Origin of the sequence: Streptomyces sp. HB132 (assembly GCF_016909575.1) — a bacterium.
GTDB lineage: Bacteria > Actinomycetota > Actinomycetes > Streptomycetales > Streptomycetaceae > Streptomyces.
Window position 1 is genome coordinate 450,761 of record NZ_JAFBGA010000005.1, and the last position, 24,308, is coordinate 475,068.

The window sequence follows — 24,308 nt, forward strand, 5'->3', positions numbered from 1 at the left end:
CTACGTGGCGGACGTGGCGTCCTCCTGGCCGGCCGTCAGGTCCTTCCGCTCCTTCCGTGCACGCGTCCACCGGGTGGCCGCCCAGCCGAGACCGCCCAGGCCGAGGAGCGCCAGGACGCCCTCGGGCAGGGTTCCCAGCCGGGTGGCCGGTGTGAGCGAGGACCGCAGGGGCACCTCGTCGACCAGTGCGTCCGGGGTGAACATCTTCGTCTTCTCGACGATCGTGCCGTCCGGGCGGATCACCGCGCTGACGCCGCTGGTGACGGGCACGACGACGGAGCGCCCGTGCTCGACGGCGCGCACCTGGCTCATCGCCAACTGCTGGTAGGTCATCTCGCTGCGCCCGAAGGTCGCGTTGTTGCTCGGTACGGCGATCAGCTGTCCGCCGTCCTTGACCGTGTCGCGTACGGCGTCGTCGAACGCCGCCTCGTAGCAGGTCACGAGCCCGACCTTCGTGCCCGCCAGGTCGAACACCCCTACCTTCGTGCCGGGGCCGAAGTCCCGCTGCACCCGGTCGACGTCCTTGCTGAAGACGCGTGCGACGGACCGCATCGGCATGTACTCGCCGAACGGCTGGATGTGCCGCTTGTCGTAGGTGTCCACGGGGCCGTTCTCCGGGTCCCACTCGATGAGGGTGTTGCGCAGCGGCCCGGTGTCGGGGGTGAGGACGGCGCCGATGACCGTGGGGGCACCGATGGCCCGCACGGCCCGGTCGATGGCGTCGCGGGCGTCGGCGTTGCGGTAGGGGTCGAGGTCGGACGAGTTCTCCGGCCACAGGACGAAGTCGGGCTGGGGCGCCTTCCCCGCCTGCACGTCGCGGGCGAGCTGTTCCGTGCGCGCCGCGTGGTTGTCCAGGACGGCCCTGCGCTGGGAGTTGAAGTCGAGCCCCAGGCGCGGCACGTTGCCCTGGATCGCGGCGACCGTGGCGGTGCCGTCCTCGGGCGAGTCGTCGACGAGCGGGAGGGCCGCGAGGGCGGCGGCGACCGGAGCGGCCACGGTGACGGCCGCCGCGACGACGGCGGAACGGGGCACGGTGCCGGTGAGGCGGTGGCGGCGGACCTGCCGGACGGCTTCCAGGAGTCCGAAGCCGCACAGCACGACGGCGAACGTCAGGAGCGGGGTGCCGCCCAGCGCGGCGAGCGGCAGGAAGGCGCTGTCGGCCTGGCCGAAGGCGATCTTGCCCCAGGGGAAGCCGCCGAAGGGGACGCGGGCGCGGAGCGCCTCGTCCAGGGCCCACACGGCCGCTGCCCAGACGGGCCAGTACGGGAGCCGGGAGACCGCGGCGATGCCGGCGCAGCCGATGGCGATGAACAGGGCTTCGGCGAGCGCGAGGGCGAGCCAGGGGACGGGGCCGACCTCCTCGCCCGTCCAGTGCAGCAGCGGCAGCATGAAGCCGAGCCCGGCGAGGAGGCCGAGGCCCAGCGCCGCACGCGGCCTGCGTGCCGTGAGGACCCAGCCCAGCAGGGCGAAGCCGGGCAGCACCAGCCACCACAGGGGCCGGGGAGGGAAGCTGGCGTAGAGCAGCGCACCCGACAGTACGGCTGCGGCCGGCCGGACGAGCCGCGGCCACAGCTTGCTGCTGCGGGACACGGGGGCGGGCGGCGGTTCGGCGGTGATGACGGTGGCGCTCACCTGCCGGAGTCTACGGTGGACGGCTGTGAGCCCGGCAGCCGCTCCTGCCGCCACCAGTCGGGACGGCCTGCCGCCGCCGAACGGCTCCGCCCGGACTCAGTGCCCCGGGGTCTTCCCGGTGGCCGGCAGGTGCAGCCGGTCTCGGATGAAGCGGACGGCCGCCTCCGCGTCGTCCACCGTTACGGTGAAGCTCCTGCCGTCCCCCAGCCGGAGCACCAGCCCCTCGCCCCGTCGCACGACCACGGCCGTGCCCTGGTCGGGGCGCCAGCGGTAGCCCCAGCCGCCCCACTGGCGCGGGGTGACCCTGGGGGCGAAGTCCGCGCCCACCACATGGGTGAGCAGGATGCGGCGCCTGGGCAGCCCCACATGGCCGCAGCGCACCTCAAGGGCGTCGCCGTCGACCTTGACGGCCACGTGCACGAAGGCGAGGGTGCCGAAGAGGATCAGGAGTCCGGCGGCGACACAGCCGATGACGGACATGAGCAGGGGGGCGATTCCGCCGCCCCACGCCGAGCCGACGGCCAGTTGGATGCCGAGCGCGAGACAGCCCGCCCCCACTGCCGCCAGCAGCCACTGGAAGTGATTGGTCGCCCGTCCCGTCCAGACCATGCTCCGGGCCTGGCTCGAACCGTGCCGCGCGTCGCCGGGGAGGTCCGTCATGCCAAGCAGCGTACCCACGTTCCGAGACATGGGGAGGTGCGCGCGAGCCCGGCGGGGCTCAGACGGCGGGGCTGACGGCCTTGAGCAGCAGGCCCTCGGCGTAGGACAGGGCGGGCCCGGGCAGGTCACCGGCGTCTCCTCCGAGGAGCACGGTGAGGGTGCCGACGGGTTCGGCCGACGGAGCGGGAGCGGCCCCGATGCGGCGCAGTGCCTGGGCCGCCACCGCGTCGGCGGAGCCGTGAAGCACGAGCGGCTTCCGGCCGGTCCTGTCGCGCTCCACCGCGGCGCGGATGCGTTCGGCCACCAGTTCGTAGTGGGTGCAGCCGAGGACGACGTCCGTCACCCCGGCCGGGGTGAGGGCGGCGGCAGCGGCCACCGCGCGGTCGATCGCCTCCTCGTCGGCGTGCTCGACCGCGTCGGCGAGACCGGGGCAGGGCACCTCGGTCACGTCCACGGCCCGCGCGAAGTCGTTGATCAGCCCACGCTGGTAGGGGCTCCCGGTGGTCGCCGGCGTGGCCCAGATGGCGAAGGGGCCACCGCCCGCGGCGGCCGGCTTGATCGCGGGCACCGTGCCGACGACCGGGAGGCCGGGCTCCAGCTCGGCCCGCAGGGTCGGCAGGGCGTGGACGGAGGCGGTGTTGCAGGCGACGATCAGGGCGTCCGGCCCGTGGGCGGCGGCCGCGCGAGCCACGGCGAGCGCCCGCCGGGTCACGTCCTCGGACGTGCGGGGCCCCCAGGGCATCGAACCCGGGTCCGAGGACAGCACCAGATCGGCGTCGGGCCGTAGCCGGCGTACAGCGGCCGCTGCCGCGAGGAGGCCGATTCCCGAGTCCATGAGTGCGATCTTCACCCGGTCACCATAGTCGACAGCCCTTGCGGCGCCGCCGGAGTGGGGCACACTTCGACGGATGAGCGCCGTTGCCTGGACCGCCGTGGGTTCGCTGATCGTGTGGATGTGGCTGTTGCTGGGCCAGGGCTTCTTCTGGCGGACCGACCAGCGGCTGCCGGCACGCCGGGACCCGGCGCGCTGGCCCTCGGTGGCCGTGGTCGTGCCCGCGAGGGACGAGGCCGAGCTCCTGCCGACGAGCCTGCCGTCACTGCTCGCCCAGGACTATCCGGGTGACGCGGAGGTCTATCTGGTCGACGACTGCAGCGGAGACGGCACGGGCGAGCTCGCCCGGACGCTGTCCGAGCGGTACGGCGGGCTGCCGTTGACGGTGGTCACGCCCGGTGAGCCGGAGCCGGGCTGGACGGGCAAGCTCTGGGCGCTGCGTCACGGCATGGCGCTGGCCCGGCAGCGGGAACCCGAGTTCCTGCTCCTGACGGACGCCGACATCGCCCATGAACCGGACAGCCTGCGGGAACTCGTCGCCGCGGCCGGTCCCGAGGGGGCCGACGGCTTCGACCTGGTCTCGCAGATGGCCAGGCTGCGGGTGACGAGTACCTGGGAGCGGCTGCTCGTGCCGGCCTTCGTGTACTTCTTCGGGCAGCTCTACCCCTTCCGTCGGGTGAACGGCAAGGGGTCGAGGACGGCCGCGGCGGCGGGCGGCTGTGTACTGCTGCGGGCCGGAGCCGCCGAGCGCGCGCGGATCCCGGAGTCCATCCGTCAGGCGGTGATCGACGACGTCTCCCTGGCGCGTGCGGTGCGGCGCAGCGGGGGCCGCATCTGGCTGGGGCTCGCCGAACGGGTGGACAGCGTGCGGCCCGGTCCACGGCTGGCGGACCTGTGGCGCATGGTCGCGCGGAGTGCGTACGCGCAACTGCGCCACAGCCCGTCGCTGCTGGCCGGCACGGTCCTCGGGCTGGTCCTGGTCTACGTGGCACCACCCGTCACGCTGGGCGCGGGGCTGCTGACCGGCGATCCGGTGGCCGCGGCGGCGGGCGGGGCGGCCTGGGCGGTCATGGCGGGGACCTACATGCCGATGCTCGGGTACTACCGGCAGTCGCTGTGGCTGGCGCCGCTGCTGCCGTTCACCGCGGTCCTCTATCTCCTGATGACGGTCGATTCCGCGGTACAGCACCACCGGGGGTTCGGTGCAGCCTGGAAGGGACGTACGTACGCCCGCCCCGAGGCCGCACCGGAGCCCTGAGCCCTTGTTCAGCCGGGGTGGCCGCGGTCCGCCCGCCGCCGGGTCACTTGCGCCCGGGGGTCCAGTTCATGCCCCAGCCGTAGGCGGCGTCGATGGTCCGCTGGGGGCTCACCCCGCGCTGGGGGACGAGATAGCGGGCCTCGCGCTGCACGGTGAGGTCTTGCCCGTCGCTGGTGATCAGCGCGAGCGCGCACACGGTGGAGGGGACGTCGCACTCGTCGAGGGAGAAGTCGATCGCCGCGCCGTTCTGCGGCTGGAGTGTGACCGTGGCATGCAGATCGGCGAAGCTCCGGGCGCCCTCGTAGATGGTGACGAAGATCAGAACACGGCGCAGCCGGTCCTTGTGGTCGAGGTTGACCGTCAGGTTCTCGCCGCTGGAGACAGCGCCGGTACGGTCGTCCCCGTCGAGGTGGATGTACGGCGGCTGCCGCAGGGAGCCGTACGCGTTTCCCAGTGCCTGCACGACTCCCTTGCTCCCGTCGGTGAGTTCGTACAGGGCGCAGAGGTCGAGATCGAGATCCCCGTGCATGGCGACGGCCCTGCCGAGTTTCGCGCCCCAGCCCTTGAACTGCTTGCGCACCTCCCAGTTGAGGTTGACGCGCAGCGCTCCGGACGTGCCGCCCTGTTTCGACAGCGAGACCGAAGGGGCGTCCTTCGTCAGCGTGACCTTGGTCAGCCGCACGGCCTGCACGACGGGGGGCCCGGGCGGGGGTGTGGGGGCGGCCGGAGGGGCGACGGGGTGAGCGGGTGGCCGGGGCGCCTGCTGGGGCCGCTGGGCCGGCGGTGCCTGCCGCGGCTCGTCGACGGAGATGCCGAAGTCGGTCGCGAGACCTCCGAGTCCGGTGTCGTACCCCTGGCCCACGGCCCTGAACTTCCACGCGCCCTGGCGCAGGTAGAGCTCTCCGAGGATGAACGCGGTCTCGACCGTCGCGTCCGCGCTGTCGAAGCGCGCGATCTCCGATCCGTTCGCCGGGTCCACGATCCTGACGTACAGGCCGGTCACCTGTCCGAAGGTGCCGCCGTCGGCAGAGGCCGCCACCACGACGCGGTCGATCGCCGGCTCCATCCGGGCGAAATCGACCGTGAGGCTGTCCGTCACGGCTCCCCCGGCCGTCTGCTTTCCCTCGTGGCGCACCGCACCGGACCCGTGCACCGGCTGGTTGTAGAAGACGAAGTCCGTGTCGCCGCGTACCTTCCCCGACACGAGGAGGAGCGCCGAGGCATCCACATCGGGTGTACCGGGAGAGGTGCGCCAGCCCAGTTCGACCCGCACGGCCTGAGCCGGCACCGCGACATTGGTTCCCTTTTGCATGGTCATGCTCGCCCCCATTTCGAGTCCGGCTGCCCGGAACGTCTCCCGCCAACCTAATCCTTGGTGCGCCGGGAGCCCACTTACCCCAACCGGGGGCTCCGGGAGGCGACGCCCATGGCGAGGAGCGCGGTGTCGTCGTCAAGTCCCTCACCGAACCCGTCCAAGAGCACGGTGAGGGCCTCGACGGCACCGGAAGCTGAGACGGGTGCGAGATCCCGCGCCACGTCCAGGAGCGCTTCGTCGCCGAAACGTTCGCCCGTGCGCGGGGCGTGCGCCTCGGTCAGACCGTCGGTGTAGAGCAGCAGGGTGTCACCGGGCCCCAGGTCCACGGTGACTGTGGTGAACTCGGCGTCCGGTACGACGCCGACCAGCTGACCGCCCGGCGTGGGGACGTAGTCGGCGCTGCCGTCGGCCCTCAGCAACACGGCCGCGGGGTGGCCGCCACCGGCCAGGACGATATGGAATCCCCCACCCTCCGCACGGGGTGTGAGGAGGCCGAAGATCACGGTGCAGAACCGCGGTTCGTCGTCCTGGGACGCCTGGCAGAGTGCGGTGTTGAGGTTGGCCAGGACCGTGGCCGGTACAGGATCGGAGACCGCCGCCGCTCGCAGGGTGTACCGGGCCAGGGACGTCACCACGGCCGCGTCCGCTCCCTTGCCGCGCACGTCCCCCATGAAGAACGCCCAGCGCCCGGCGGCCAGCGGGAACAGGTCGTAGAAGTCCCCGCCCACCTCGTCGGAGGACGCGAAGTGGTAGTGCGCGGCGACGTCCAGGCCCGGAACCGGCTGGAGAGCCGGCGGGATCAAGGTTCGCTGCAGGGTGGTGGCCAGGCGTTGCAGACGTTCGCGGTCGTGCTCGGCCTCCCGTCGGGATCGCAGGAGTTCACGTTCGTAGGTGCGCCTGTCCTGGGCGTCCAGGAGGGTGGTGCGGATCAGCAAGGGCTCACCCTCGCTGTCCCGCTTGAGGACCGAGGTGACCATGACGGGTAGCCGGCTGCCGTCCGCCGCCTTGAGCTCCAGGGCGATGCCGCTGATCACGCCCTGGATCCGCAGCAGCGGTGAGAAGTGCGTCTCGTGATACAGCCTGCCACCGACGGTCAGCAGGTCGGAGAACCGTTTGTGGCCGACCAGTTCGTCCCGACGGTATCCGAGCCATGTCAGCAGGGTTTGGTTGACCTTGGCGATCCGCCCGTCCAGCAGCGTGGAGAGGTAACCGCACGGCGCGTTCTCGTACAGGTCCTCCGCACTGTCCTCCAGCAGGGCGGAGAACGGCAGCTGTTCCTGCTCACGATCCCCGGCCGCCCACGAAGCGTTGTCCTCGGCGCCGCCCGGGTGCACCGTCACGGCCCCTGCACGAAGGCGATGATCGCCTCGGCCGTTTCCTCGGGGGCGCTGAGCTGCGGACAGTGGCCCGTCGAGTTCAGCGTGACGAGTTCGCTGCCGGCGATCTGTCCGTGGACGAAGGCACCCACCTCGCGTGGGGCGATCGTGTCGCGCGCGCTCTGGGCGATGAGCGTCGGCACCGTCACGTTCGCGAGATCCGCCCGGTTGTCCGACAGGAAGGTCGCTCTGGCGAAGACCCGCGCGATCTCCGGATCCGTTCGGCAGAAGCTGTTGGTCAGCTCTTCACCCAGTTCGGGACGCTCCGGGTTCCCCATGATCACCGGCGCCATCGTCGCGGACCAGCCCAGGTAGTTGCTGTCCAGCGACTCGAGCAGTTCGTCGATGTCCTGCTCGCTGAATCCACCGTGGTAGTCGCCGTCATCGATGTACGACGGCGACGGGGCGAGGAGGACAAGGCTGTCGAACAGCGCGGGCTCCCGCACGGCGGCGAGCACACCGATCATGGAACTGACCGAGTGCCCGACGAAGCTCACCGGCCCGAGGTTGAGCTCCCGGCAGATCTCGATCACGTCCTGCGCATAGGCGTCCAAGGAGGAGTACCTCTCGGGGCTCCAGGCGGACGCATCGGAGCGCCCCGCCCCCACGTGGTCGAAGAGGACCACCTGGAAGCGCTTCTCCAGTTCGGGCGCGACCAGACGCCACAGGCTCTGATCGCATCCGAACCCGTGGGCGAGCATCACCACCGGGCCACTGTCCAGGCCCGTCACCGACACTCGGTTCCTCTTCCGAACGTCCATGAGAACATCCTGACATTTCCGGCGCGTGACGGCCCGGCCTCCACACGGGGAAACCATCGACCAGCGGCGATCACATCGGTCACCGGCAGCGGAAAGGGTCTCGGACGCGACTCCGCCCGACACCGCCGGCCCTGGGGCACGGCTGACCGGCGGGCCGATCCGTGCCGGTGGTTCCGGGGGCCGGCCGGAGGCAGGAGGGATCAGCGGCCATCGCCGCCGGCCCGGCGGAGCCCGTCCGCACCGTGGGCGACGGTGTCGACGCGAGCCGCGAGGTCCGGATGGCCGGCCTCGAGATAGGTGTGGGTGTCGGCGAGTGGGCCGATCAGATTGGCGGCGTCGTTGTCGGCGAGGGCTTCGGCCAGACGGGCGAGGGGGGTGCGGGCCCGGACGGGGAGGTCGGTGAGGGCGGTGATCTGACCGGCGAGCTGGCGCAGGCCGGCGGCGTTGGCCCTCGCCCAGGCGGCCACGGTGCGGTCGGCGGCGCGACGGCTGCGGGTGGCCTGTACGCGCTGTTCGCCGGTGGCTCCGGGAGCGCCGGGGCGTACGCGGAGGTAGCGCCGCTCAGCGGCCTGACGGCTGGCGACGCCCAGGGGGTGGGCCAGGTCCGCCCAGCTGGAACCCGCCGCCCGGGCCGCCTCGATCAGGCCGGGTTCCCATCCTGCGAGCTGATCGCGGAGTTCACGCAGGAGGAGGAGCGCGGCCAGGGCCTGGTCCGCACCGGCCTTCCCGTCCTCGGGGTGCACCTCCGCCCGGGTGGTGCGGACCGCCCGGTCCATCGCGTTCAGCGCTGCCGCGGCGGCGAGGAAAGGCGTGGGGTCACGGGGCTCGGATGAGTCGGTCATGAAGGTCCCTCTCTGTGTCACCGTTCGGATGACACTCCAGTTGTCATCCTTTCGATGACATGCTACAACGGTGGAACCTGAAGCGCATTGGCAGTTACTGCCAGACCTGTGGAGGTGTTTTCGCTATGTTGATGCGCACCGACCCCTTCCGTGAACTCGACCGGCTCGCACAGCAGTTCACGGGCGTCACCGGCACCCGGTCGCGGCCCTCGGCCATGCCGATGGACGCCTATCGGGAAGGTGAGGAGTACGTGATCGTCTTCGACCTGCCCGGTGTGGCCGAGGAGGCGCTGGACATCGATGTCGAGCGGAACATGCTCACCGTCAAGGCCGAGCGACACCCCGTCGGCCGGGCCGAGAGCGTGCAGATGGAGCTCTCCGAACGCCCCTTCGGTGCGTTCTCCCGCCAGCTGGTACTGGCCGACACCTTGGACACCGAACGCATCACGGCCGACTACGACGCAGGGGTGCTGACCCTGCGCATCCCGATCGCCGAGCGCGCCAAGCCCCGCAAGATCACGATCGGCGGGCAGTCCGGGCGCAAGCAGATCGACAGCTGAGGCACGCGGTCACTCGACCCGTGCGGTGCGAAGGACGGGCACCGGCCTTTCCCGCTCCCCCGTCCTTCGCACCGCGCACGCGGTCGGCCCACGTACCGCCTCGGCTGTGGGGGAGCGCGCATCCGGTGGGTCATGTCCGGGACGACCTGGCCACCCCCGGCTCCCGTCGCCCCCCTTGGACACTGCCCATGACACCTGATCCCGCGAAAGCGTGACCGCTCACACGTTCAGCAAGGCCGGCCTGCGTTCCTCCGGTCGGTCCGCTGCGCGGGCGAACAACCCTCCGAACGAGAAAGGCAACCACTCCGCGATGCTTCCGCTGCCCGAACAGGACACGTCCCGAGCCGACATGACGTTCCTTCAGATGGTGGAGAGGGTCCGGTACGAAGGCGCGTATCCCACCCGGCAGCGAGCCGAGGACGTCATACACGCCGTGCTGGCAGCGCTGGGCCGTCAGCTCACCGGTGACGAACGCGTCGACCTTGCCGCCCGCCTCCCGGCCGAGGTCTCGTCCGACCTCACCGGGCAGGAGACGGGGCGTCAACCGCTCACCGGATGGGGTTTCGTCAAGGACCTGGCCGCCCGCGCAGGCGGCACTCCTGCCACCGCCCGCTGGGACGCGGGAGCCGTCCTCGCCGTGATCGGCCACCTGGCCGGCCCTGGCCTCCTGGACCGCATCCTCACTCAGCTCCCTCCCGGATACGCCTTGTTGTTCGGGCGCGCGGAACTCATTCAGGCCGCGTGAACGGTACGGGCGGAAAGCGCTGAGCCCTCAGCGGTGAACCGACGACGGGTCCGGACTGAACACAGGGCTCCGGCGATCACCTCGTCGGAGCCCTGTCCGCGTGCTGCCGGCGATCGGCCCCGGCGCGGGCCGGGGCCCAGGGTCTACGTGGTCGCCGGTCGGGGCAGCCCGCCCAGGTCGAGGAGCCCGTGCAGGCGTTCGGCGGGCAGGCCGGGGTTGGCTGCGGCCCCTTCGGCGTGCTCCGGGGTGTCGAGGAGCGATGAGATCACGTCGAGGGGAAGGAGCGGGTTGGCGGCCGCCGCGCGACGAACGCGCGGCTCGGGGTCGGCGAGCAGGTGGAGCGGTGGCTGGGCGAGGCCGGTGTCGGCGGCGGCCAGGGCACGGAGGTCGGCGTCGTCGTGGTCAAGCAGGTGGTGCAGCCCGGTGCGGGGCAGGCTGGGAAGCGTCAGCAGGTAGGCGCGTCGGCCCGGTGCGGCGACGAAGGCGTCGAGGACGATCGCGGGCGGTGCGAGCGGGTGGTTGTAGGCGAGCAGGTGCCGCACGTCGGCGTCGGGATCGTCGGCCAGGCGGTGCACGAGTTCCTCGGGCAGCCGGGGGCAGCTGGCGGCGACGCGGCGCAGCAGGTGATGCGTGGACGCGGCGCACATCTCGTACCAGCTGGTCGGGGGCTCGGCGACCACGTCGTCGACAGCGCCGATGGCCTCGGCGGTGCGGCCGATGGTCCCCTCCGTGTGGCCGATGATCCGGTCGATGGCATTCCGCTCCGGCCACGTTCGTGGCATCGGGTGCAGCAGCGCCCGGGTTCGCACCGTGCTGTCCTGGTCCTGGCCCAGCTCGGCCAGCACGGTCGGATCGACATCTGCCCTGGCTGCCACTCGCTCACGAACACGGGGATCGGGATCGCGCGCGAGGCGGGTGACGGCCTCGCCGGGCGTGTGGGGGTTGTGGGCGAGGGACCACAGGTCGCGCCGGTCCGCGAGGCACCGTGCGGCCACGGCATGGGAGACGGCGTAGTTGGTGAGCAGAAGGCCTCGATGGTGGCCGCCCTGCTGCGGCAGTTCCTTCTCCATCGCCATCGGGTCCAGCAGGCGGCTCTGTCTCAGCGCGGCTTCGCGCACGACGGGGTCCGGATCACTCAGGAGCGCATCGCGTTGGCCGGGAGTGAACCACAGCCACAGTCCCGTTGCCCAGTAGCGCAGTTCGGTGTCCGGATGGTTCAGCATCCGGACGCGGAACGCCGGTGAGATCTGTCCGGAGGTCTCCAGTTCCTGTCTGATCTCGTCGGCCGTGACCATGTGCCCCTTGTCTTCGTCGTCCTGCACGGTCAGCAGGTGCTCCAGGATCTCGTCCGGCAGGGCCTCGACCCTGCCCAGGCGCGGGCGCGGGCCTGAGGCAAGGGCCACGCGGACGAGAGCGTCCACGTCGTCGGCCAGTCGGCCGCGCTGCTCCGCGGTCGCATGCCGGTTGCGGGCGAAGCGGCGGCGGATCAGGCGCTCGGGGTGCGCGAGCACTGCCTCGACGACCTCTGCGGGAAGTTCGCGCTCCTCGCAGAGGATCGTCCAGGTGGCATGTGCCTGTGCGCTCAGCAGCCGGAGCAGAACATCGGACGGTGCGGCGGGGTTGGCAGCGACACCACGCAGCCACGACTCAGCGAGATCGGAGGGCATCGGGACATCGTGGCAGTGATCGCGGCCAGCGGCCAGGGGCGCCGGACCGGGGCGTCGTCACCGCCGTGCGGAGGATGCGAGCATCGGCAGCGAGAGGGTGTCGGCCAGGGCCTGCTGCCCGGAGATGTTCGCGTGGACACCGTCCCCGGTGTCATAGGGCGGGTTGATGGCGTTCGGCTTCAGCGGGTCCTTGAGGACCTGGTCGAAGTTCATGACACCGTCGCAGGTGCCGCTGCAGTTGTTCCACTTGGAGACGAACGAGTTGATGGTGTGGCGGTTCCTGTTGTGCTCATCGGTGTAGCTCGGGCGGGGGGTCACCGGAGTGACGTACACCTTGATCCCGGCCGCGTGCAGACGGCGGAAGGTGTCGCGGTAGCTCGCCAGCACCTGTTGGGCGCCGCATCCTGCGGGGAGGTCGTTGGTGCCGTAGTAGTAGAGGACTCCGGTGACTCCGTGGAGGGCGAGGACGTCCCTCTGCAGGCGTGCCTGTGCGTCGAGGCCGCGGAGGTGTCCGGCGAGCTCGGGGCAGTCGGCGGCGCTGGTGGTGCCGTTGACACCGGCGTTGGCCACCGCGAGCTGCCGTGCGGGAGGGAGTTCCGTGATGATCCGCCGGGCGAGACCGTCGGTCCAGCGGCGGTCGGTGCCGGGTTCTGTGCAGCCGGGTCCGCAGTCGGTGGAACCGACCCCGTCGACCACGGAGCTGCCGTAGGCGACGAGGCTGCCCTTCAGGCGCGGGTTGTGTACGTCCACGGCGGTGACCAGGTAGGTGGACTCGGTCGTCTCCGTGTAGGCGTCTCCGCTCGCGTCACGGGTGTGGTCGCCGGTGCCCGGTCCCGTCAGGTAGTTGGTGCGGAAGGCGGTCCCGTGCCGACCCGGGACGACGGTCCCGGAGACGGACAGGGAGATTGCTACGTCGCTCTGGGCGCGGGTCGTCAGGGTGGTGGGGTCACTCCACAGCTCGCCGCCCGGCGGGATGACAGCTCCCTGCCGGCCGCCGAAGGTGACGGGGCGTGGGAGCCCCTGCGTGGCGGCGCTCCGTCCGTCGGTGATTCCCACGGTGGCGGCGTCCACGGTGAGTGGGGTCGTTCCGAAGGTGTTCTGGATCCGGATGCGCAGTGCGTCACCGCCCTGGCTCAGGTGGCTGATCATGCGAACGGTCTGATCGCGTAAGGGAGCAGGGGCCAGGTCGTGCTGTGCGCCGGCCCACGTCGTGAACCAGGCCCGCGCGCCGGGCCGTTGTCCGGATGCGCTGTCACCCGCGGCTTGGGTCGCCGGGGCGGGGAGAACGAGAGCCGCCGTTATCGAGGTGGTGGCCAGGGCGATCGAGAGGCGTCCGGCCGACACCCGATGGCGGCGGACTCCGGTGAGGAATGATCTGATCATGGACTTGCCTTTCCGTGGGGAGGGGAAGGTGTTCCGTGCCGAGTGGCCGTCCCGGGCCCGGACCGGATGCGTATGCCTCCTTCGCGGGAGCCGCCCGGCCCCCGCCCGGAGGGCGGCAGATCAGGCGGTCCACGCCACCGGCCCCGCCGGAAGCCGGGTTCGGTCAGGCCCTGCGGCCGGATCCGCAGCTCATCCACGCGGGCGACGGGCGTCCGGGGACCGCGGACGCCGGTCACCGTCCGCACCGTGCCCTCACACGCCCAGAGCGCGCTTCATGATCTTGCCGAGGTCGTTGCGGGGGAGCTCCGCGAGGTAGCGCACGATCCGCGGCCGTTTGTGCGGGGCGAGCTGAGCAGCCACATGGTCGGCCAACTCAGCGAATTCCGGGCGGTGTTGTGGATCCTCCGGCACGACCCATGCCACGATCCGCTCCCCCAGGTCGGCATCCGGCTCGCCCGTCACGGCCGCGTCCCTCACACCGGGATGCTCCATCAGCGCGTTCTCGATCTCGCCCGCGCCGATCTTGTACCCGCCGCTCTTGATGAGATCGGTGGCTTTGCGGCCGACGATCCGTACGTACTCGTCCTGATCCCGGATCGCCATGTCCCCGGTGCGGAACCAGCCGTCCTCGGTGAACGCCTCCGCGGTGGCCTCGGGCCGGTTGAGGTACTCGCTGAAGAGGTTCGGGCCTCGTACCTGTACCTCGCCCACGATGTCCGGCCCCGTGCCGAGCGGTGCACCCGTCTCGTCGACGAGCCGCAGCTCGACGCCCCGCAGGGGTACTCCCACGGTCCCCGCCCGGGGCTCACCGTCCGCGCGCACACTGGTGTTCATCAGGGTCTCCGTCATCCCGTACCGCTCGATGACGGCCCGGCCCGTGGCCGCCGCGATCCGTTGGTGGTCACGCGCCGGAAGCGCGGCCGATCCCGACACGAGCAGGCGCGCGCCGGACAGCGCTTCGGCGAGGGCGGTGTCCCCGCCCTCCGTGGAGAGGGCCTCGGCGATACGGTGGTACATGGTCGGCACGCCGAACAGCATCGTTGCCCCGGCCCTCAGCTCCCGTGCCACCCCCTCGGTGCTGAACCGCCCCAGGTGGCGCACGGATCCGCCGCGGCGCAAGGGACCGAGGACGCCGAGGATCAGACCGTGCACGTGGAACAGGGGCAGCGCGTGCACCAGCACATCGTCGGCGTCCCATCTCCAGGCGTCCTGCAGCGCGTCCAGCGTGCTGGTCAGGGCTCGACGTGGCAGCACCGCGCCCTTCGGCGGGCCGGTGGTACCGGAGGTGTAGACGATCAGTGCCGGATGGTCGGGCCCCGGCTCAGCGGGGAGTACGCCCCTCGGTCCCGCCGCTGCGTCGACGTCCCTACGAGGAAGTTCGTCGAGGACGGCGGGAAGTTCGTCGCCGACCGCGGCCAGGACCAGTGACGGCTCGCTGTCGGCGACGATGTGCGCCAGTTCGCGCCCGCCGGTCCGTGGATTGATCGGCACCGCGGGCACCCCGGCGAGGAGCGCCGCCACCACGCCGACCGCGGTCTCCAGGGTCGGCGTCGCCCACACGGCGACCCTGCGTTCCGCGCCCAGGGTCGCGGCGAGGGAGCCGGCCGACGCCACGAGTCCGGCGTAGGACAGGATCCGGTCACCGAACTGCAGGGCGGGCCTCGAACCGCTCTCGGCCAGTGCGGGGAACATTGTCGTGGGGGCGTTCACGCGTCGTACTCCAATCGACGGACCGGCGGAGAATCGAAGGCCGTGGCCAGGTGCCTGCTGGGAGTCATCCGAATCCTGGCACCACCAGGACGAGCCACGCCGCGGCCGGCACCACGGCGACGACGACCCCGCCGTACACCATCAACTGCCGGAAGAACCGGTCCCGGTCGACGTCCGGCGCCGCGGCGAGAACGAGAGCGCCGTTGGTCGAGAAGGGGCTGACGTCCACCACGGTCGCCGACACTGCCAGTGCCGCGATCATCCCGACCACCCCGATCTCTCCGAGCGCGAGGAACGGCACGGCAAGCGGGATCAGCGCGCCCATGATGCCGACGGACGAGGCGAACGCCGACACGATCGCGCCGATGTAGCAGAGCAGCAGGGCCGCGAGCAGCGGGACCCCGATACCTCCGACTCCCTCCCCGGCCCAGGTGATGGTGCCCATCTCCTCGAGCACGCCGACGTAGGTCAGTACACCGCAGATGAGCAGCACGGTGGGCCAGGCGATCGCACCGACCGCCTTGCGGCTGGTGTCCGGCCACACGGCGCTGATCAGCACGGCCAGGGTGATGGCGGTCAGACCCGCGTCCAGATCGAAGACGAGTACGGCGACGACCAGAACGACGAGCGCGAGGAGAGTGGCCGCGCGAGGCCCGTCGAGCCGGGCACCCGCCTCCTCCGCGACATGGCCGGGTGGGCCGTCCGCGCTCTCCGCGGTGCGGTGCCGGGTCGACCTCAGGCCGCCGAACACCACGAACACCACGCCGGCGATCACCAGGTTGGCGACCAGGGAGGCGAGGAACAGCGCGATCTCGTTGCCCGGGAGGTTCTCGCGCTCCAGGATGCCGTTCACGATCGTGCCGTAGATGCTGATCGGTGAGAAGCCGCCGCCCTGCGCTCCGTGCACCACCATCGCCCCCATCAGGAGCGGGCTGATGCCGTAACGGGCGGCGAAGCTCAGGGCGATCGGCGCGACGATCGCCACCGCGGCCGGGCTGACCGCGCCGATCGCCGTCAGCGCCCCGGTGATCACGAACATCACCCAGGGGATCAGAGCGATCCGCCCGCCGACCAGACGTATGGACGCCTGCACCAGCCAGTCCGTGGTGCCGTTGGCCCTGGCGATCGCGAACAGGTAGGTGACGCCCACCAGGACGACGAAGAGGTCTCCCGGGAATCCGGCGAAGATGCCGTCCGCGTCCAGGCCGGCGACCAGCTCGCCCACCGCGAACGCGGCGGCGAAGGCGAGCGCGCCCATATTGATCGAGCGCGTGGTGGCGATCACGAAGACCACCACGAGTACGAGGATTGAGATGAGTTCCGCGGACATTGCGGGCTCCCGTCCGAGCCGACCCTCATTGGCCCAGTGGATGAGCCACTCAGCCTGTTGACGGCACTCAGAGTCGGGGCCGCGGTGGCAACCGTCAAGGGGGCGTGCGTTATTGGTTCAGCCTCTGGACCACTGGGCGCTGTTAGGCTTCCGGAGCCAGGAGGGCGCGGGGGCCCTCCCGAAGGGGGCAGGGGATGTCCGACGCACTGCGGCCCATGGGGCGTACCCGGCTGTACGAGCAAGTGCTCGACCGGCTGCGTTCGTACGCGGCCGAGAGCGGTCTGGTGGCCGGCGACAGACTCCCGCCGGAGCGCGATCTCGCCCAACGCCTGGGTGTATCAAGGGCGTCGGTGAAGCAGGCCATCGTCGTCCTCGAGGTTCAGGGGCTCGTCGAGGTGCGGCACGGAGGCGGCACCTACCTCCTCGGAAGAGGGCTGGACGCCGAACCGGTCGAGCGGCTCGTCGAGCGCCGGCGCAGGCTGCCCGACGTGCTGGAGGCCCGCGAGGCGCTGGAGACGAAGCTCGCCGAACTCGCGGCGGAGCGCCGCACAGAGGAGGACCTGACCGCGCTGAGGGCGTCGCTCGCCCACATGGCCGCGGAGATCGCCGACGGCGGCCACGGCGTCGAAGGCGACCGGCGCTTCCACGCCTCCGTGACGGCGGCCGCCCACAGCGCGCTGCTCGCCGAGTTCATGCGGTCCATCGCCGACCAGATCACCGAGAGCAGGCACGAGTCCCTGCGCCAGCCCCACCGGCCCGGCCGCTCCCTGACCCAGCACAGGGCGATCCTCGACGCGATCGAGGAACAGCGCGGCAAGGCCGCCGCCGCAGCGATGCGGCGCCATGTCCGCACCGTCGCGAAGGTGAGGCTCCTGGACTGGAATCCGGAGCCGGACCCCACCGACGGGACCCCCTGAACAGCGCCCGCGGAGCGTCATCGGATCTTCATCGGCGAGCCTTCGCGGTCGGAGGAGTCCGTAACGATGTTTTGCCAGGTCAGATGGCCGAAAACAGCGCAAATCGGATAACCCGAAGATTGGGTCTCCCCAACCGGCACATCGTGGGCTTAACTTATGTGTCATGACCTCCCCCCGCTCCACCTACGGCAGCGGCTACTACGCCGCGCCGTCGTTCCCCGACACCCCGATCTACGACTCCCTGGTCGCCGAGCGGGGGACCCCTCAGATAGCACCGATCCGGGTCCCGGCCGCCTACGACACCGGGAACAGCTATCTGCCGGCCCTGCCGTCGGCGCTCCCGGCCCTGCCCGCGGCCCCGTCGCAGCACACCGGGTCCTACGGCTACCCGCAGCAGGCGGCGCAGCCGCAGTACCAGAGCGCCGGGATGCAGCAGGCACCGACCATGCAGCCCGCACAGCTGCAGCACGCGCCGGCGCCGTACATCCCGCAGCAGCCGTCGTCGCCCCGCGGCTACCAGCAGCAGCCGTCGGCGACCCGGGGCTACCAGCAGCAGCCGCAGCAGCAGCAGCGGCCCGGGACGGGGTACGAGTCGATGCGTCCCGCGTCCCCCAGGCCCGCTCCGGCGCAGTCGCCGTACGAGGAGCCCTACAACCGGCCGTACCAGAGCCGGGGGTACTGACGGGGGCTGCCTCGACCGTCGGTGACGGCTGGCAGGATGTGGGGCATGTCTTCTCCTGTCCTCGAGGCCGTGTACATCCATCCGGTCAAGTCGCTGGCCGCATGTGCGGCCGAGCAGGCCGTCGTCGAGCCGTGGGGACTCGACGGTGACCGCCGCTGGATGCTGATCGACACCGAGGACAGGGTCGTGACCCAGCGTCAGCAGCCGCGCATGGCACAGCTGTCGGCCCAGCCCTTGCCCGGTGGCGGAGTGACTCTGTCGGCACCCGGGAGCCCGTCGCTGACGGTCGAAGTGCCCGATCCGGTCCGCACGGTCACCGCGGAGCTGCACCGGAGCAGGGTCGAGGTGGCGGTGGCCGCGGGGGCCGCACACGCCTGGTTCGGCGCGCTTCTCGGTGCGGAGGTCCGGCTCGTCCATCTCGACGCGCCGTCGCACCGCAGACCCGTCGATCCGGAGTTCGGCCGGCCGGGCGAGACGGTGTCACTCGCCGACGACTTCCCCCTGCTCCTCACCACGCGTTCCTCGCTGGACGCACTCAACTCACTGGTGGCCCAGGGGAATCATCCGGAGGAGGGCCCGCTGCCGATGAACCGTTTCCGGCCGAATGTGGTCGTGGACGGCACTGTGCCCTGGGCCGAGGACGGCTGGAGGCGGATCGCGATCGGGGAGGTCGTATTCCGCGTCGTGAAGCCGTGCGGACGGTGCGTCGTCACGACCACCGACCAGCGGACGGCGGAGCGGGGAAAGGAACCTCTGCGTACGCTCGCCCGGCACCGCCGGGAGGGGAGGCATCTCCTCTTCGGCCAGAACATGATCCCGGAGGGCACCGGTACGATCCGGTCCGGGGACCCGGTGCGAGTCCTCGGCTGACCGCCGGGACCGCGACGACATCGGAACTCGCGGTGTCACGGGGGGTGTTGGCGGCGTGAGGTTGCTCTCTCTCCGCCACCGGCGGACGCGATCGTCGTCCTGTCGGGTATCACGGACAGGGAAGGGGGTGCATGACTGTGCGAGCGGTTCTCGGAATCCGGCGGTGGCGGCGCAATCCCGTGTGCCGCGCCACCGACCGTAACGAGGCGTGGGTGGCTCTGGCCGCACTGCTGCTGATGCTGCTGGTGGCACCGGTTCTCGGCTGGAAGACCGGTTCGCTCACGGACGGCGCACTGCAGCGGACGGTGCGGGCCCAGCACGCCCAACGCCACCTCACCGCGGCCCTGGTGGTCCGCGCGGCCTCCGGCACCTCCCGTTTCGCCCAGGATCCCGAGGCGGCCGTCACGGACGGTTCCATGCGCACGTCGGTGGTGGCCGACTGGCGTGCCCCGGACGGTACGGCACGCACGGGCACCGTGTCGACGGCGTCCAGGAAGACCGCTCCGGGCACCCGGATCCGGATCTGGACGGACGACCTGGGCCACCCCGTGATGCGCCCCATGGACGTCTCCACGGCCCACACCCACGCGGTGCTCGCCGGGATCGGTGCGGCGCTGCTCGCGGTCGGTCTGACGGAGATCGCTCGCAGACTCGTCGTATGGCGCATGATGCAGAGGCGGTACGCCCGCCTCGACCGTGCCTGGGCCGAAGTCGGCCCCGACTGGGGCAGAACGGGTACGGGCAGCTGAACCCCGGCGTACGCGGTTCTCCCTCGTGCACGGCCGGGGAGGGCCCCTGGGCAGCCGACCCGTCAACCCGCGCCCCTCGCGCGCGCTACGGTGGACCGGCCCGCCCGACTCCTCGGCAGGCGGGCCGGTGGGCTGCCGGTGGACCGGCGGCCCGCGCGGACAGGCACGAGGCAGCGCACACGGCACGAGGTGGGGGCACAGCAGCACCATGGCACAGGGCACGGTCCAGGTGACGCACACCGGTACATCGCGATGGCGGCGCCGTACGGGCGAATACGCCTCCCTCAGCGCCGCTCTGGAAGCCGCGGCGGACGGTGACGTCCTCACCATCGCCCCCGGCACCTACCGGGAGAATCTCGTCGTGGACCGCGCGGTGACGCTGCGCGGACCCGAGGGGTCCGCCGGCTCCGTACGGATCGCGCCGTCCGACGGCGTGCCGCTGACCGTCCGCGCCTCGGCCGTCGTCCAGGACATCCATGTGGAGGGCCAGGACGCGGCGGCACCCGCGCTGCTCGTCGAGGAGGGCGCACCCGAGCTGTCGGACCTGCGCATCGTGACCAGGTCGGCCGCCGGCATGGAGGTACGAGGCGCTGCCAGGCCCACGGTGCGCCGCTGCACGGTCGACAATCCGGCCGGCGTGGGCATCGCGGTACTCGACGGCGCGGGCGGTGTGTTCGAGGAGTGCGAGATCGTCTCGGCCGGGCAGGCCGGTGTCGCGGTGCGCGACGGTGCGCACCCGCGGCTCGAGCGCTGCCGCGTGCACCACTCCTCGGGCGCGGGACTGAGCGTGACCGGGGAGGGCAGCGGCCTGGAGGCGGTCGGCTGCGAGGTGTACGAGATCAAGGGCAGCGGGGTGCAGGTCACCGCCCGCGGCACCGCGCACCTCACGGACTGCACCGTGCACCGTACGTCCGCGGACGGTGTCACCCTGGACACCGACGCGGTCCTGACACTGGCGGACTGCGACATCCACGACATCCCGGAGAACGCGGTCGACCTGCGTTCCCGTTCAGTGCTCACCCTGACCCGCTCCACCGTCCGCAGATTCGGCCGCAACGGACTTTCGGTCTGGGACCCCGGCACCCGTGTCGACGCCAACCAGTGCGAGATCCACGACAGTACGGGCGACTACCCGGCGGTGTGGGTCAGCGACGGTGCCACGGTGATACTCGACTCGTGCCGCGTGCACGACGTCCCCGACGCCCTGTTCGTCCTCGACAGGGGCTCACGCGCGGATGTCGTGGACAGCGATCTGTCCCAGATCCGCAACACGGCGGTGTCGGTGAGCGACGGAGCCACCGCACAGCTCGACGACTGCCGGATCCGCGAGGCGTCCACGGGAGCGTGGTTCCGCGACCACGGCAGTGGGGGAACGCTGAACAACTGCACGATCGACGCGGCGCAGACCGGGGTCATCGTGACCAAGGGCGCCGACCCGACCATCGAGAGGTGCACGGTCACCTCGCCCGCGGAGGCCGGTTTCTACGTCTCCGCCGAGGGTCGGGGCACTTTCGAGAGCTGCCGGGTCACGGGGAGCGAGGGCTACGGCTTCCATGTGATGGACGGCTGCCGTTCCACCCTCAACCGGTGCCGGACCGAGCGGTGCGCACGCGGCGGCTACGAGTTCGCCGACGGCTCCGGTGGGGACGGCCGCGCGGGCGGACCGGTCGCTCAGGACTGCACCAGCGACGAGAGCGGTCTGCGCGACGCCACTCCCCCGGCCCCCGCGGTGCTGACCGCCACGCAGAGCACGCCCGGCCTGCTCGGTGCGCTGCCCGGGCAGCGGGCGGCGGAGCCCGCCGCCGCCCCCGCGGCTCCCGCCGAGCCGGTGCGCGACTCGGGCGCCGTGCTGGGCGAGTTGGACGCCTTGGTGGGCCTGGACAGCGTCAAGCGCGAGGTGCGCGCCCTGACGGACATGATCGAGGTGGGCCGGCGCCGCCGGCTGGCCGGTCTGAAGGCGGCGTCGGTCCGCCGGCACCTGGTCTTCACCGGCTCCCCCGGCACGGGCAAGACCACGGTGGCACGGCTGTACGGGGAGATCCTGGCCTCGCTCGGTGTCCTGGAGCACGGGCATCTCGTGGAGGTGTCCCGGGTCGATCTGGTCGGCGAGCACATCGGGTCCACGGCCATCCGCACCCAGGAGGCGTTCGACCGGGCGCGCGGCGGTGTCCTTTTCGTCGACGAGGCGTACGCCCTGTCGCCCGAGGACTCCGGCCGGGACTTCGGCCGGGAGGCCATCGACACGCTGGTGAAGCTGATGGAGGACCACCGCGACGCCGTGGTGGTGATCGTGGCCGGGTACACCCACGAGATGGAGCGCTTCCTCACCGTCAACCCGGGTGTGGCGTCCCGGTTCTCGCGGACCATCACGTTCAGCGACTACGAGCCCGAGGAACTGCTGCGGATCGTCGGGCAGCAGAGCGACGAGCACGAGTACACCCTGGCCGAGGGGACCGGTGAAGCGCTGCTCAAGTACTTCACGGCGCTTCCCAAGGGCCCCGCCTTCGGTAACGGCAGAACGGCACGTCAGACCTTCGAGTCGATGGTGGAGCAGCATGCGGGCCGGGTCGCCCAGCTCACCGAGCCGAGCACGGACGACCTGACCATGCTCTATCCCCAGGACCTTCCGGCGCTTCCCTGAGCGGCGCCGCCCCGGTCCTCCGCGCCCGGCTGCTGGGGCACGACGGGCCCCAGCCTTTCGAGCAAGGCGGCGCGTTCGACGGCGAAGACCGGGTCGGCCTGGTAGTCCGAGTGTCCCAGGACCGGTTCCGGCAGCGGGTGTCGGGTGGTGCGGCCGTAGACCAGCGGATCCTTCAGCGGGCCGCGGTCCACTTCGTGGCCCGGCCCCTCGTCGATCCGCACGGGGCCGCCGATCGGGTCCGTCGAACGCCAGAGGTTGCGCCAGCAGTGCACGGACCGCTGCAGCCCTTCGAGCGGGGCCCGGCCGAAGTAGGCCGGGAACCAACGCCCGTAGAGCCGCTCGATCGGCGAACCGTAGGTGAGCAGCGCGACCCGGTCCCGGACGGGGTCGGGAAGCTGCCACACCGCTGCGGCGGCGAGCACACTGCCCTGGGAGTGGCCGGAGATGACGAGTCTGCCGCGGGTGCTCGCCGTCCACGCGCACATCCGGGACGAGAGGTCCGGGACGGCGCGCTCGGCGTAGCAGGGCGGCGCGAAGGGATGGGCGGCGCGCGGCCAGAACGTGCCCACGTCCCAGAGGATTCCGATGGTGCGGCGCGCGGAGACGTCGCGGTAGGCACGACGGCCCCAGGTGACGAAGAGTATGACGCCGAATCCCGTCAGCCAGGAGCCGGTCGACTGGGCCGTCTCGGCGAGCGATTCGACGAAGGGGCCCGTGCCGTCGGTCGCGAGTCCCGGTACCTCACCGGTCAGCCACGATCCGGTCACCGCTGCGATGCCGAGCAGCAGGGTGGCGGCGGAGAGCAGTCCGAGGATCCCGGGGGCGGAGTCGGTGAGCGCGGCGGCGGCCCGGGTGCGGGCGATACGCCGGGTGCGTCCGGGCTCGGGGTGCTTCTCCTCGTACTCCGCCTCGATCTCGGGTCCCAGTCGGCGGGCGCGGCGCACGGTGCGCACCGCCAGCCAGATGACGGGTGGCAGCAGGAGGAGCAGCAGGACCGGGATGACGGAGGCCTGCCAGCTGAGCAGCACGGGCGGTCCCGGTATGGCGGCGCTCGCACCCATGCCGGGGGTTCCCGGGCCGTCGAGCCAGTCGGCCACCCGCTGGGCGACCCCTCCGGTCATCACACCGCCGAGGGCGCAGGCGAGCATGGCCACCGCGGGGCCGCCGAGGCCGTGGAGGGTGGTGCGCGGATCGGGGGTGCGCCGGTAGAGGCTCAGGGCGACCGCGGCGAGCAGTACGACGAGTAGTCCCTGCCCCAGCGCGAGTGCGCGGAAGGCGACCTCGCCGGGCAGTGTGCCCGTGGACACCCAGCCGGGACGCGACCAGCCCGCGTACACCACCGCGCAGACCAGCAGGGTGAGGGCGGCGCCGGGCAGGAACGTGGTCAGGGCCCGGTCGATCCGGTTGTCGAGGCGTCGCTCGCTCCGCCCCCGGTGGCAGACGACGGCGACGGCCACGAGTCCGCAGAGGACGAGCAGGGCTTCGAGGAGGAAGCCGGCCACCGCGGGTACGGGGCTGTCGGAGGACCGGTCGTACCGGGCCGCGGTGCCGCTGACCGTGGCGGCGACGGTGAGGAATCCGGCTGCCGTGTGCGCGGCGCGTAGCCGGGCGACCAGCCTGCGTCCGTACCAGAAGCCGGGCCTGCCGAGAGCGGGGCGGACCTGGGGGGCCCCGGACCGCGTGACCACGTCGGTGGCCTCGCCGGCGTCCGCGCCCGCAGCCACGGTGTCCGATTCGTCCCAGGACAGGGGGCGCTGGGACTCGTAGGCGCTCCAGGTGCGGTTGGACAGGTACCAGAGCAGTCCCACCAGTACGGCGGGCACGAACGCGGCGACGGCGAGGCGGCGTCCGGGGCGAGAGAACCACCCGTCCTGCTGTGTGGACAGGAAGCCGAGCCAGGAGCGCTGCCCGGCGCACTCGGGGGTGCCCGCGCACTGCCAGGCCACCAGGTCGAGGGCGACCTCGCAGGCCGCGGCGGTCAGCAGCACGGTGAGGCTGAGGGCGACGAGCCGCACCAGGATCCCGTAGAGGCGGACCGCGCGGCCCTGTCCCTGCGCGGTGGGCCTCATCCAGTGGGCGAGGTTGACCACCATGAAGGGGAGCAGCAGCAGCCACAGGGCACGGGCGCCGTTGCCGGAGGTGAGGTTGGACCAGCAGTACGCCTCGGCGATGGGCCCGTCTCGGTGGCGCTCGGGATGCTGTTCGGCTCCGACGTCCTCGGTGCGCCGGTACACGGCAGCCGTGGCGTCACCGGTGATCCTGGTCGTACGCGGATCGCCGAGCATCTCCTGCGGGGTGGTCCCGCCGACGCCGTGGACCAGCAGTTCGAGTGCGGCTCCGCTGCTCTGTGCGGCCTCGGCCCGGGGTGCATGGGGCAA

General features: G+C 71.7%; 20 protein-coding genes. 8 read left to right on the forward strand and 12 right to left on the reverse strand.

Features of this window, described 5'->3' with window-relative positions; translation table 11 throughout:
- The 3 genes from lnt to JOC24_RS15345 form a co-directional block, all read right to left on the reverse strand.
- Entirely contained in the window at window positions 1-1,632 is a 1,632-nt protein-coding gene (gene lnt / locus JOC24_RS15335; protein WP_205020810.1) for an apolipoprotein N-acyltransferase, read from the reverse strand.
- Window positions 1,633-1,728: 96 nt separating this feature from the next.
- Window positions 1,729-2,292: a hypothetical protein gene (locus JOC24_RS15340; RefSeq protein ID WP_205020811.1), complete on the reverse strand. Its 564-nt coding sequence runs from the start codon at window positions 2,290-2,292 to the stop codon at window positions 1,729-1,731.
- A 58-nt stretch (window positions 2,293-2,350) separates the two neighbouring features.
- The gene (locus tag JOC24_RS15345) at window positions 2,351-3,142 is read right to left on the reverse strand and encodes a glutamate racemase (RefSeq protein ID WP_205020812.1); all 792 of its coding nucleotides are present in this window, start codon (window positions 3,140-3,142) and stop codon (window positions 2,351-2,353) included.
- 58 nt (window positions 3,143-3,200) lie between these two features.
- Between JOC24_RS15345 and JOC24_RS15350 the strand changes: the two genes are divergently transcribed.
- Window positions 3,201-4,382 (forward strand): glycosyltransferase, encoded by a 1,182-nt coding sequence (locus tag JOC24_RS15350; RefSeq protein WP_205020813.1) that lies wholly within the window; start codon window positions 3,201-3,203, stop codon window positions 4,380-4,382.
- A 43-nt stretch (window positions 4,383-4,425) separates the two neighbouring features.
- Here the strand turns inward: JOC24_RS15350 and JOC24_RS15355 are convergent, their stop codons facing one another.
- The 4 genes from JOC24_RS15355 to JOC24_RS15370 form a co-directional block, all read right to left on the reverse strand.
- Window positions 4,426-5,712, reverse strand: coding sequence for a TerD family protein (locus JOC24_RS15355; RefSeq protein ID WP_205020814.1), 1,287 nt, complete (start codon window positions 5,710-5,712; stop codon window positions 4,426-4,428).
- A 62-nt stretch (window positions 5,713-5,774) separates the two neighbouring features.
- Complete coding sequence (locus tag JOC24_RS15360) at window positions 5,775-7,037, reverse strand: PP2C family protein-serine/threonine phosphatase (RefSeq protein ID WP_205020815.1); 1,263 nt, start codon at window positions 7,035-7,037, stop codon at window positions 5,775-5,777.
- Window positions 7,034-7,834, reverse strand: coding sequence for an alpha/beta fold hydrolase (locus JOC24_RS15365; protein WP_205020816.1), 801 nt, complete (start codon window positions 7,832-7,834; stop codon window positions 7,034-7,036). Before JOC24_RS15365 ends, JOC24_RS15360 begins: the two co-directional genes overlap by 4 nt.
- 200 nt (window positions 7,835-8,034) lie before the next feature.
- A complete protein-coding gene (locus JOC24_RS15370; protein WP_205020817.1) occupies window positions 8,035-8,676 on the reverse strand; it encodes a type III effector protein in 642 nt (213 codons plus the stop codon).
- A gap of 125 nt (window positions 8,677-8,801) precedes the next feature.
- Here JOC24_RS15370 and JOC24_RS15375 point away from each other — a divergent pair, with 125 nt between their 5' ends.
- Together JOC24_RS15375 and JOC24_RS15380 are read left to right on the forward strand one after the other, a co-directional pair.
- Window positions 8,802-9,236 (forward strand): Hsp20/alpha crystallin family protein, encoded by a 435-nt coding sequence (locus JOC24_RS15375; protein ID WP_205020818.1) that lies wholly within the window; start codon window positions 8,802-8,804, stop codon window positions 9,234-9,236.
- A gap of 310 nt (window positions 9,237-9,546) precedes the next feature.
- Window positions 9,547-9,981, forward strand: a complete 435-nt coding sequence (locus tag JOC24_RS15380) for a DUF2267 domain-containing protein (protein WP_205020868.1) — start codon at window positions 9,547-9,549, stop codon at window positions 9,979-9,981.
- Between the two features lie 143 nt (window positions 9,982-10,124).
- Here JOC24_RS15380 and JOC24_RS15385 read toward each other — a convergent pair whose 3' ends face one another.
- The 4 genes from JOC24_RS15385 to JOC24_RS15400 all read right to left on the reverse strand — a co-directional run bounded on the left by JOC24_RS15385 (window position 10,125) and on the right by JOC24_RS15400 (window position 16,071).
- Window positions 10,125-11,648 carry a hypothetical protein gene (locus JOC24_RS15385; RefSeq protein ID WP_205020819.1) on the reverse strand — a complete coding sequence of 508 codons (1,524 nt, stop codon included), beginning with the start codon at window positions 11,646-11,648 and terminating at the stop codon, window positions 10,125-10,127.
- A gap of 57 nt (window positions 11,649-11,705) precedes the next feature.
- Entirely contained in the window at window positions 11,706-12,797 is a 1,092-nt protein-coding gene (locus tag JOC24_RS15390) for a GDSL-type esterase/lipase family protein (protein ID WP_239580455.1), read from the reverse strand.
- A gap of 486 nt (window positions 12,798-13,283) precedes the next feature.
- The gene (locus JOC24_RS15395; protein ID WP_205020869.1) at window positions 13,284-14,723 is read right to left on the reverse strand and encodes an acyl-CoA synthetase; all 1,440 of its coding nucleotides are present in this window, start codon (window positions 14,721-14,723) and stop codon (window positions 13,284-13,286) included.
- An 82-nt stretch (window positions 14,724-14,805) separates the two neighbouring features.
- Complete coding sequence (locus JOC24_RS15400) at window positions 14,806-16,071, reverse strand: SLC13 family permease (protein ID WP_205020821.1); 1,266 nt, start codon at window positions 16,069-16,071, stop codon at window positions 14,806-14,808.
- A gap of 194 nt (window positions 16,072-16,265) precedes the next feature.
- On the opposite strand from JOC24_RS15400, the gene JOC24_RS15405 reads away from it, so the two are divergent.
- The 5 genes from JOC24_RS15405 to JOC24_RS15425 all read left to right on the forward strand — a co-directional run bounded on the left by JOC24_RS15405 (window position 16,266) and on the right by JOC24_RS15425 (window position 21,930).
- Window positions 16,266-16,988: a FadR/GntR family transcriptional regulator gene (locus tag JOC24_RS15405; protein ID WP_205020822.1), complete on the forward strand. Its 723-nt coding sequence runs from the start codon at window positions 16,266-16,268 to the stop codon at window positions 16,986-16,988.
- Between the two features lie 163 nt (window positions 16,989-17,151).
- The gene (locus JOC24_RS15410) at window positions 17,152-17,670 is read left to right on the forward strand and encodes a DUF6643 family protein (RefSeq protein ID WP_205020823.1); all 519 of its coding nucleotides are present in this window, start codon (window positions 17,152-17,154) and stop codon (window positions 17,668-17,670) included.
- Window positions 17,671-17,715: 45 nt separating this feature from the next.
- The gene (locus tag JOC24_RS15415) at window positions 17,716-18,540 is read left to right on the forward strand and encodes an MOSC domain-containing protein (RefSeq protein ID WP_205020824.1); all 825 of its coding nucleotides are present in this window, start codon (window positions 17,716-17,718) and stop codon (window positions 18,538-18,540) included.
- Between the two features lie 131 nt (window positions 18,541-18,671).
- Window positions 18,672-19,289 (forward strand): Rv1733c family protein, encoded by a 618-nt coding sequence (locus JOC24_RS15420; RefSeq protein ID WP_205020825.1) that lies wholly within the window; start codon window positions 18,672-18,674, stop codon window positions 19,287-19,289.
- Window positions 19,290-19,497: 208 nt separating this feature from the next.
- Window positions 19,498-21,930 (forward strand): right-handed parallel beta-helix repeat-containing protein, encoded by a 2,433-nt coding sequence (locus JOC24_RS15425; RefSeq protein ID WP_205020826.1) that lies wholly within the window; start codon window positions 19,498-19,500, stop codon window positions 21,928-21,930.
- Here the strand turns inward: JOC24_RS15425 and JOC24_RS15430 are convergent.
- Entirely contained in the window at window positions 21,900-24,308 is a 2,409-nt protein-coding gene (locus tag JOC24_RS15430; protein ID WP_205020827.1) for a hypothetical protein, read from the reverse strand. The two genes, JOC24_RS15425 and JOC24_RS15430, sit on opposite strands and share 31 nt — an antisense overlap.

What these genes read in the sequence shown, in the direction of transcription:
- JOC24_RS15395 (WP_205020869.1), bottom strand. Translation starts at nt 14,723, where the DNA reads ATGTTCCCCGCACTGGCCGAGAGCGGTTCGAGGCCCGCCCTGCAGTTC.
- JOC24_RS15350 (WP_205020813.1), top strand. Translation starts at nt 3,201, where the DNA reads ATGAGCGCCGTTGCCTGGACCGCCGTGGGTTCGCTGATCGTGTGGATG.
- JOC24_RS15365 (WP_205020816.1), bottom strand. Translation starts at nt 7,834, where the DNA reads ATGGACGTTCGGAAGAGGAACCGAGTGTCGGTGACGGGCCTGGACAGT.
- JOC24_RS15380 (WP_205020868.1), top strand. Translation starts at nt 9,547, where the DNA reads ATGCTTCCGCTGCCCGAACAGGACACGTCCCGAGCCGACATGACGTTC.
- JOC24_RS15410 (WP_205020823.1), top strand. Translation starts at nt 17,152, where the DNA reads ATGACCTCCCCCCGCTCCACCTACGGCAGCGGCTACTACGCCGCGCCG.
- JOC24_RS15340 (WP_205020811.1), bottom strand. Translation starts at nt 2,292, where the DNA reads ATGACGGACCTCCCCGGCGACGCGCGGCACGGTTCGAGCCAGGCCCGG.
- JOC24_RS15405 (WP_205020822.1), top strand. Translation starts at nt 16,266, where the DNA reads ATGTCCGACGCACTGCGGCCCATGGGGCGTACCCGGCTGTACGAGCAA.
- JOC24_RS15385 (WP_205020819.1), bottom strand. Translation starts at nt 11,648, where the DNA reads ATGCCCTCCGATCTCGCTGAGTCGTGGCTGCGTGGTGTCGCTGCCAAC.
- JOC24_RS15370 (WP_205020817.1), bottom strand. Translation starts at nt 8,676, where the DNA reads ATGACCGACTCATCCGAGCCCCGTGACCCCACGCCTTTCCTCGCCGCC.
- JOC24_RS15420 (WP_205020825.1), top strand. Translation starts at nt 18,672, where the DNA reads ATGACTGTGCGAGCGGTTCTCGGAATCCGGCGGTGGCGGCGCAATCCC.
- JOC24_RS15375 (WP_205020818.1), top strand. Translation starts at nt 8,802, where the DNA reads ATGTTGATGCGCACCGACCCCTTCCGTGAACTCGACCGGCTCGCACAG.
- JOC24_RS15355 (WP_205020814.1), bottom strand. Translation starts at nt 5,712, where the DNA reads ATGGGGGCGAGCATGACCATGCAAAAGGGAACCAATGTCGCGGTGCCG.
- JOC24_RS15390 (WP_239580455.1), bottom strand. Translation starts at nt 12,797, where the DNA reads ATGATCAGCCACCTGAGCCAGGGCGGTGACGCACTGCGCATCCGGATC.
- JOC24_RS15415 (WP_205020824.1), top strand. Translation starts at nt 17,716, where the DNA reads ATGTCTTCTCCTGTCCTCGAGGCCGTGTACATCCATCCGGTCAAGTCG.
- JOC24_RS15400 (WP_205020821.1), bottom strand. Translation starts at nt 16,071, where the DNA reads ATGTCCGCGGAACTCATCTCAATCCTCGTACTCGTGGTGGTCTTCGTG.
- JOC24_RS15425 (WP_205020826.1), top strand. Translation starts at nt 19,498, where the DNA reads ATGGCACAGGGCACGGTCCAGGTGACGCACACCGGTACATCGCGATGG.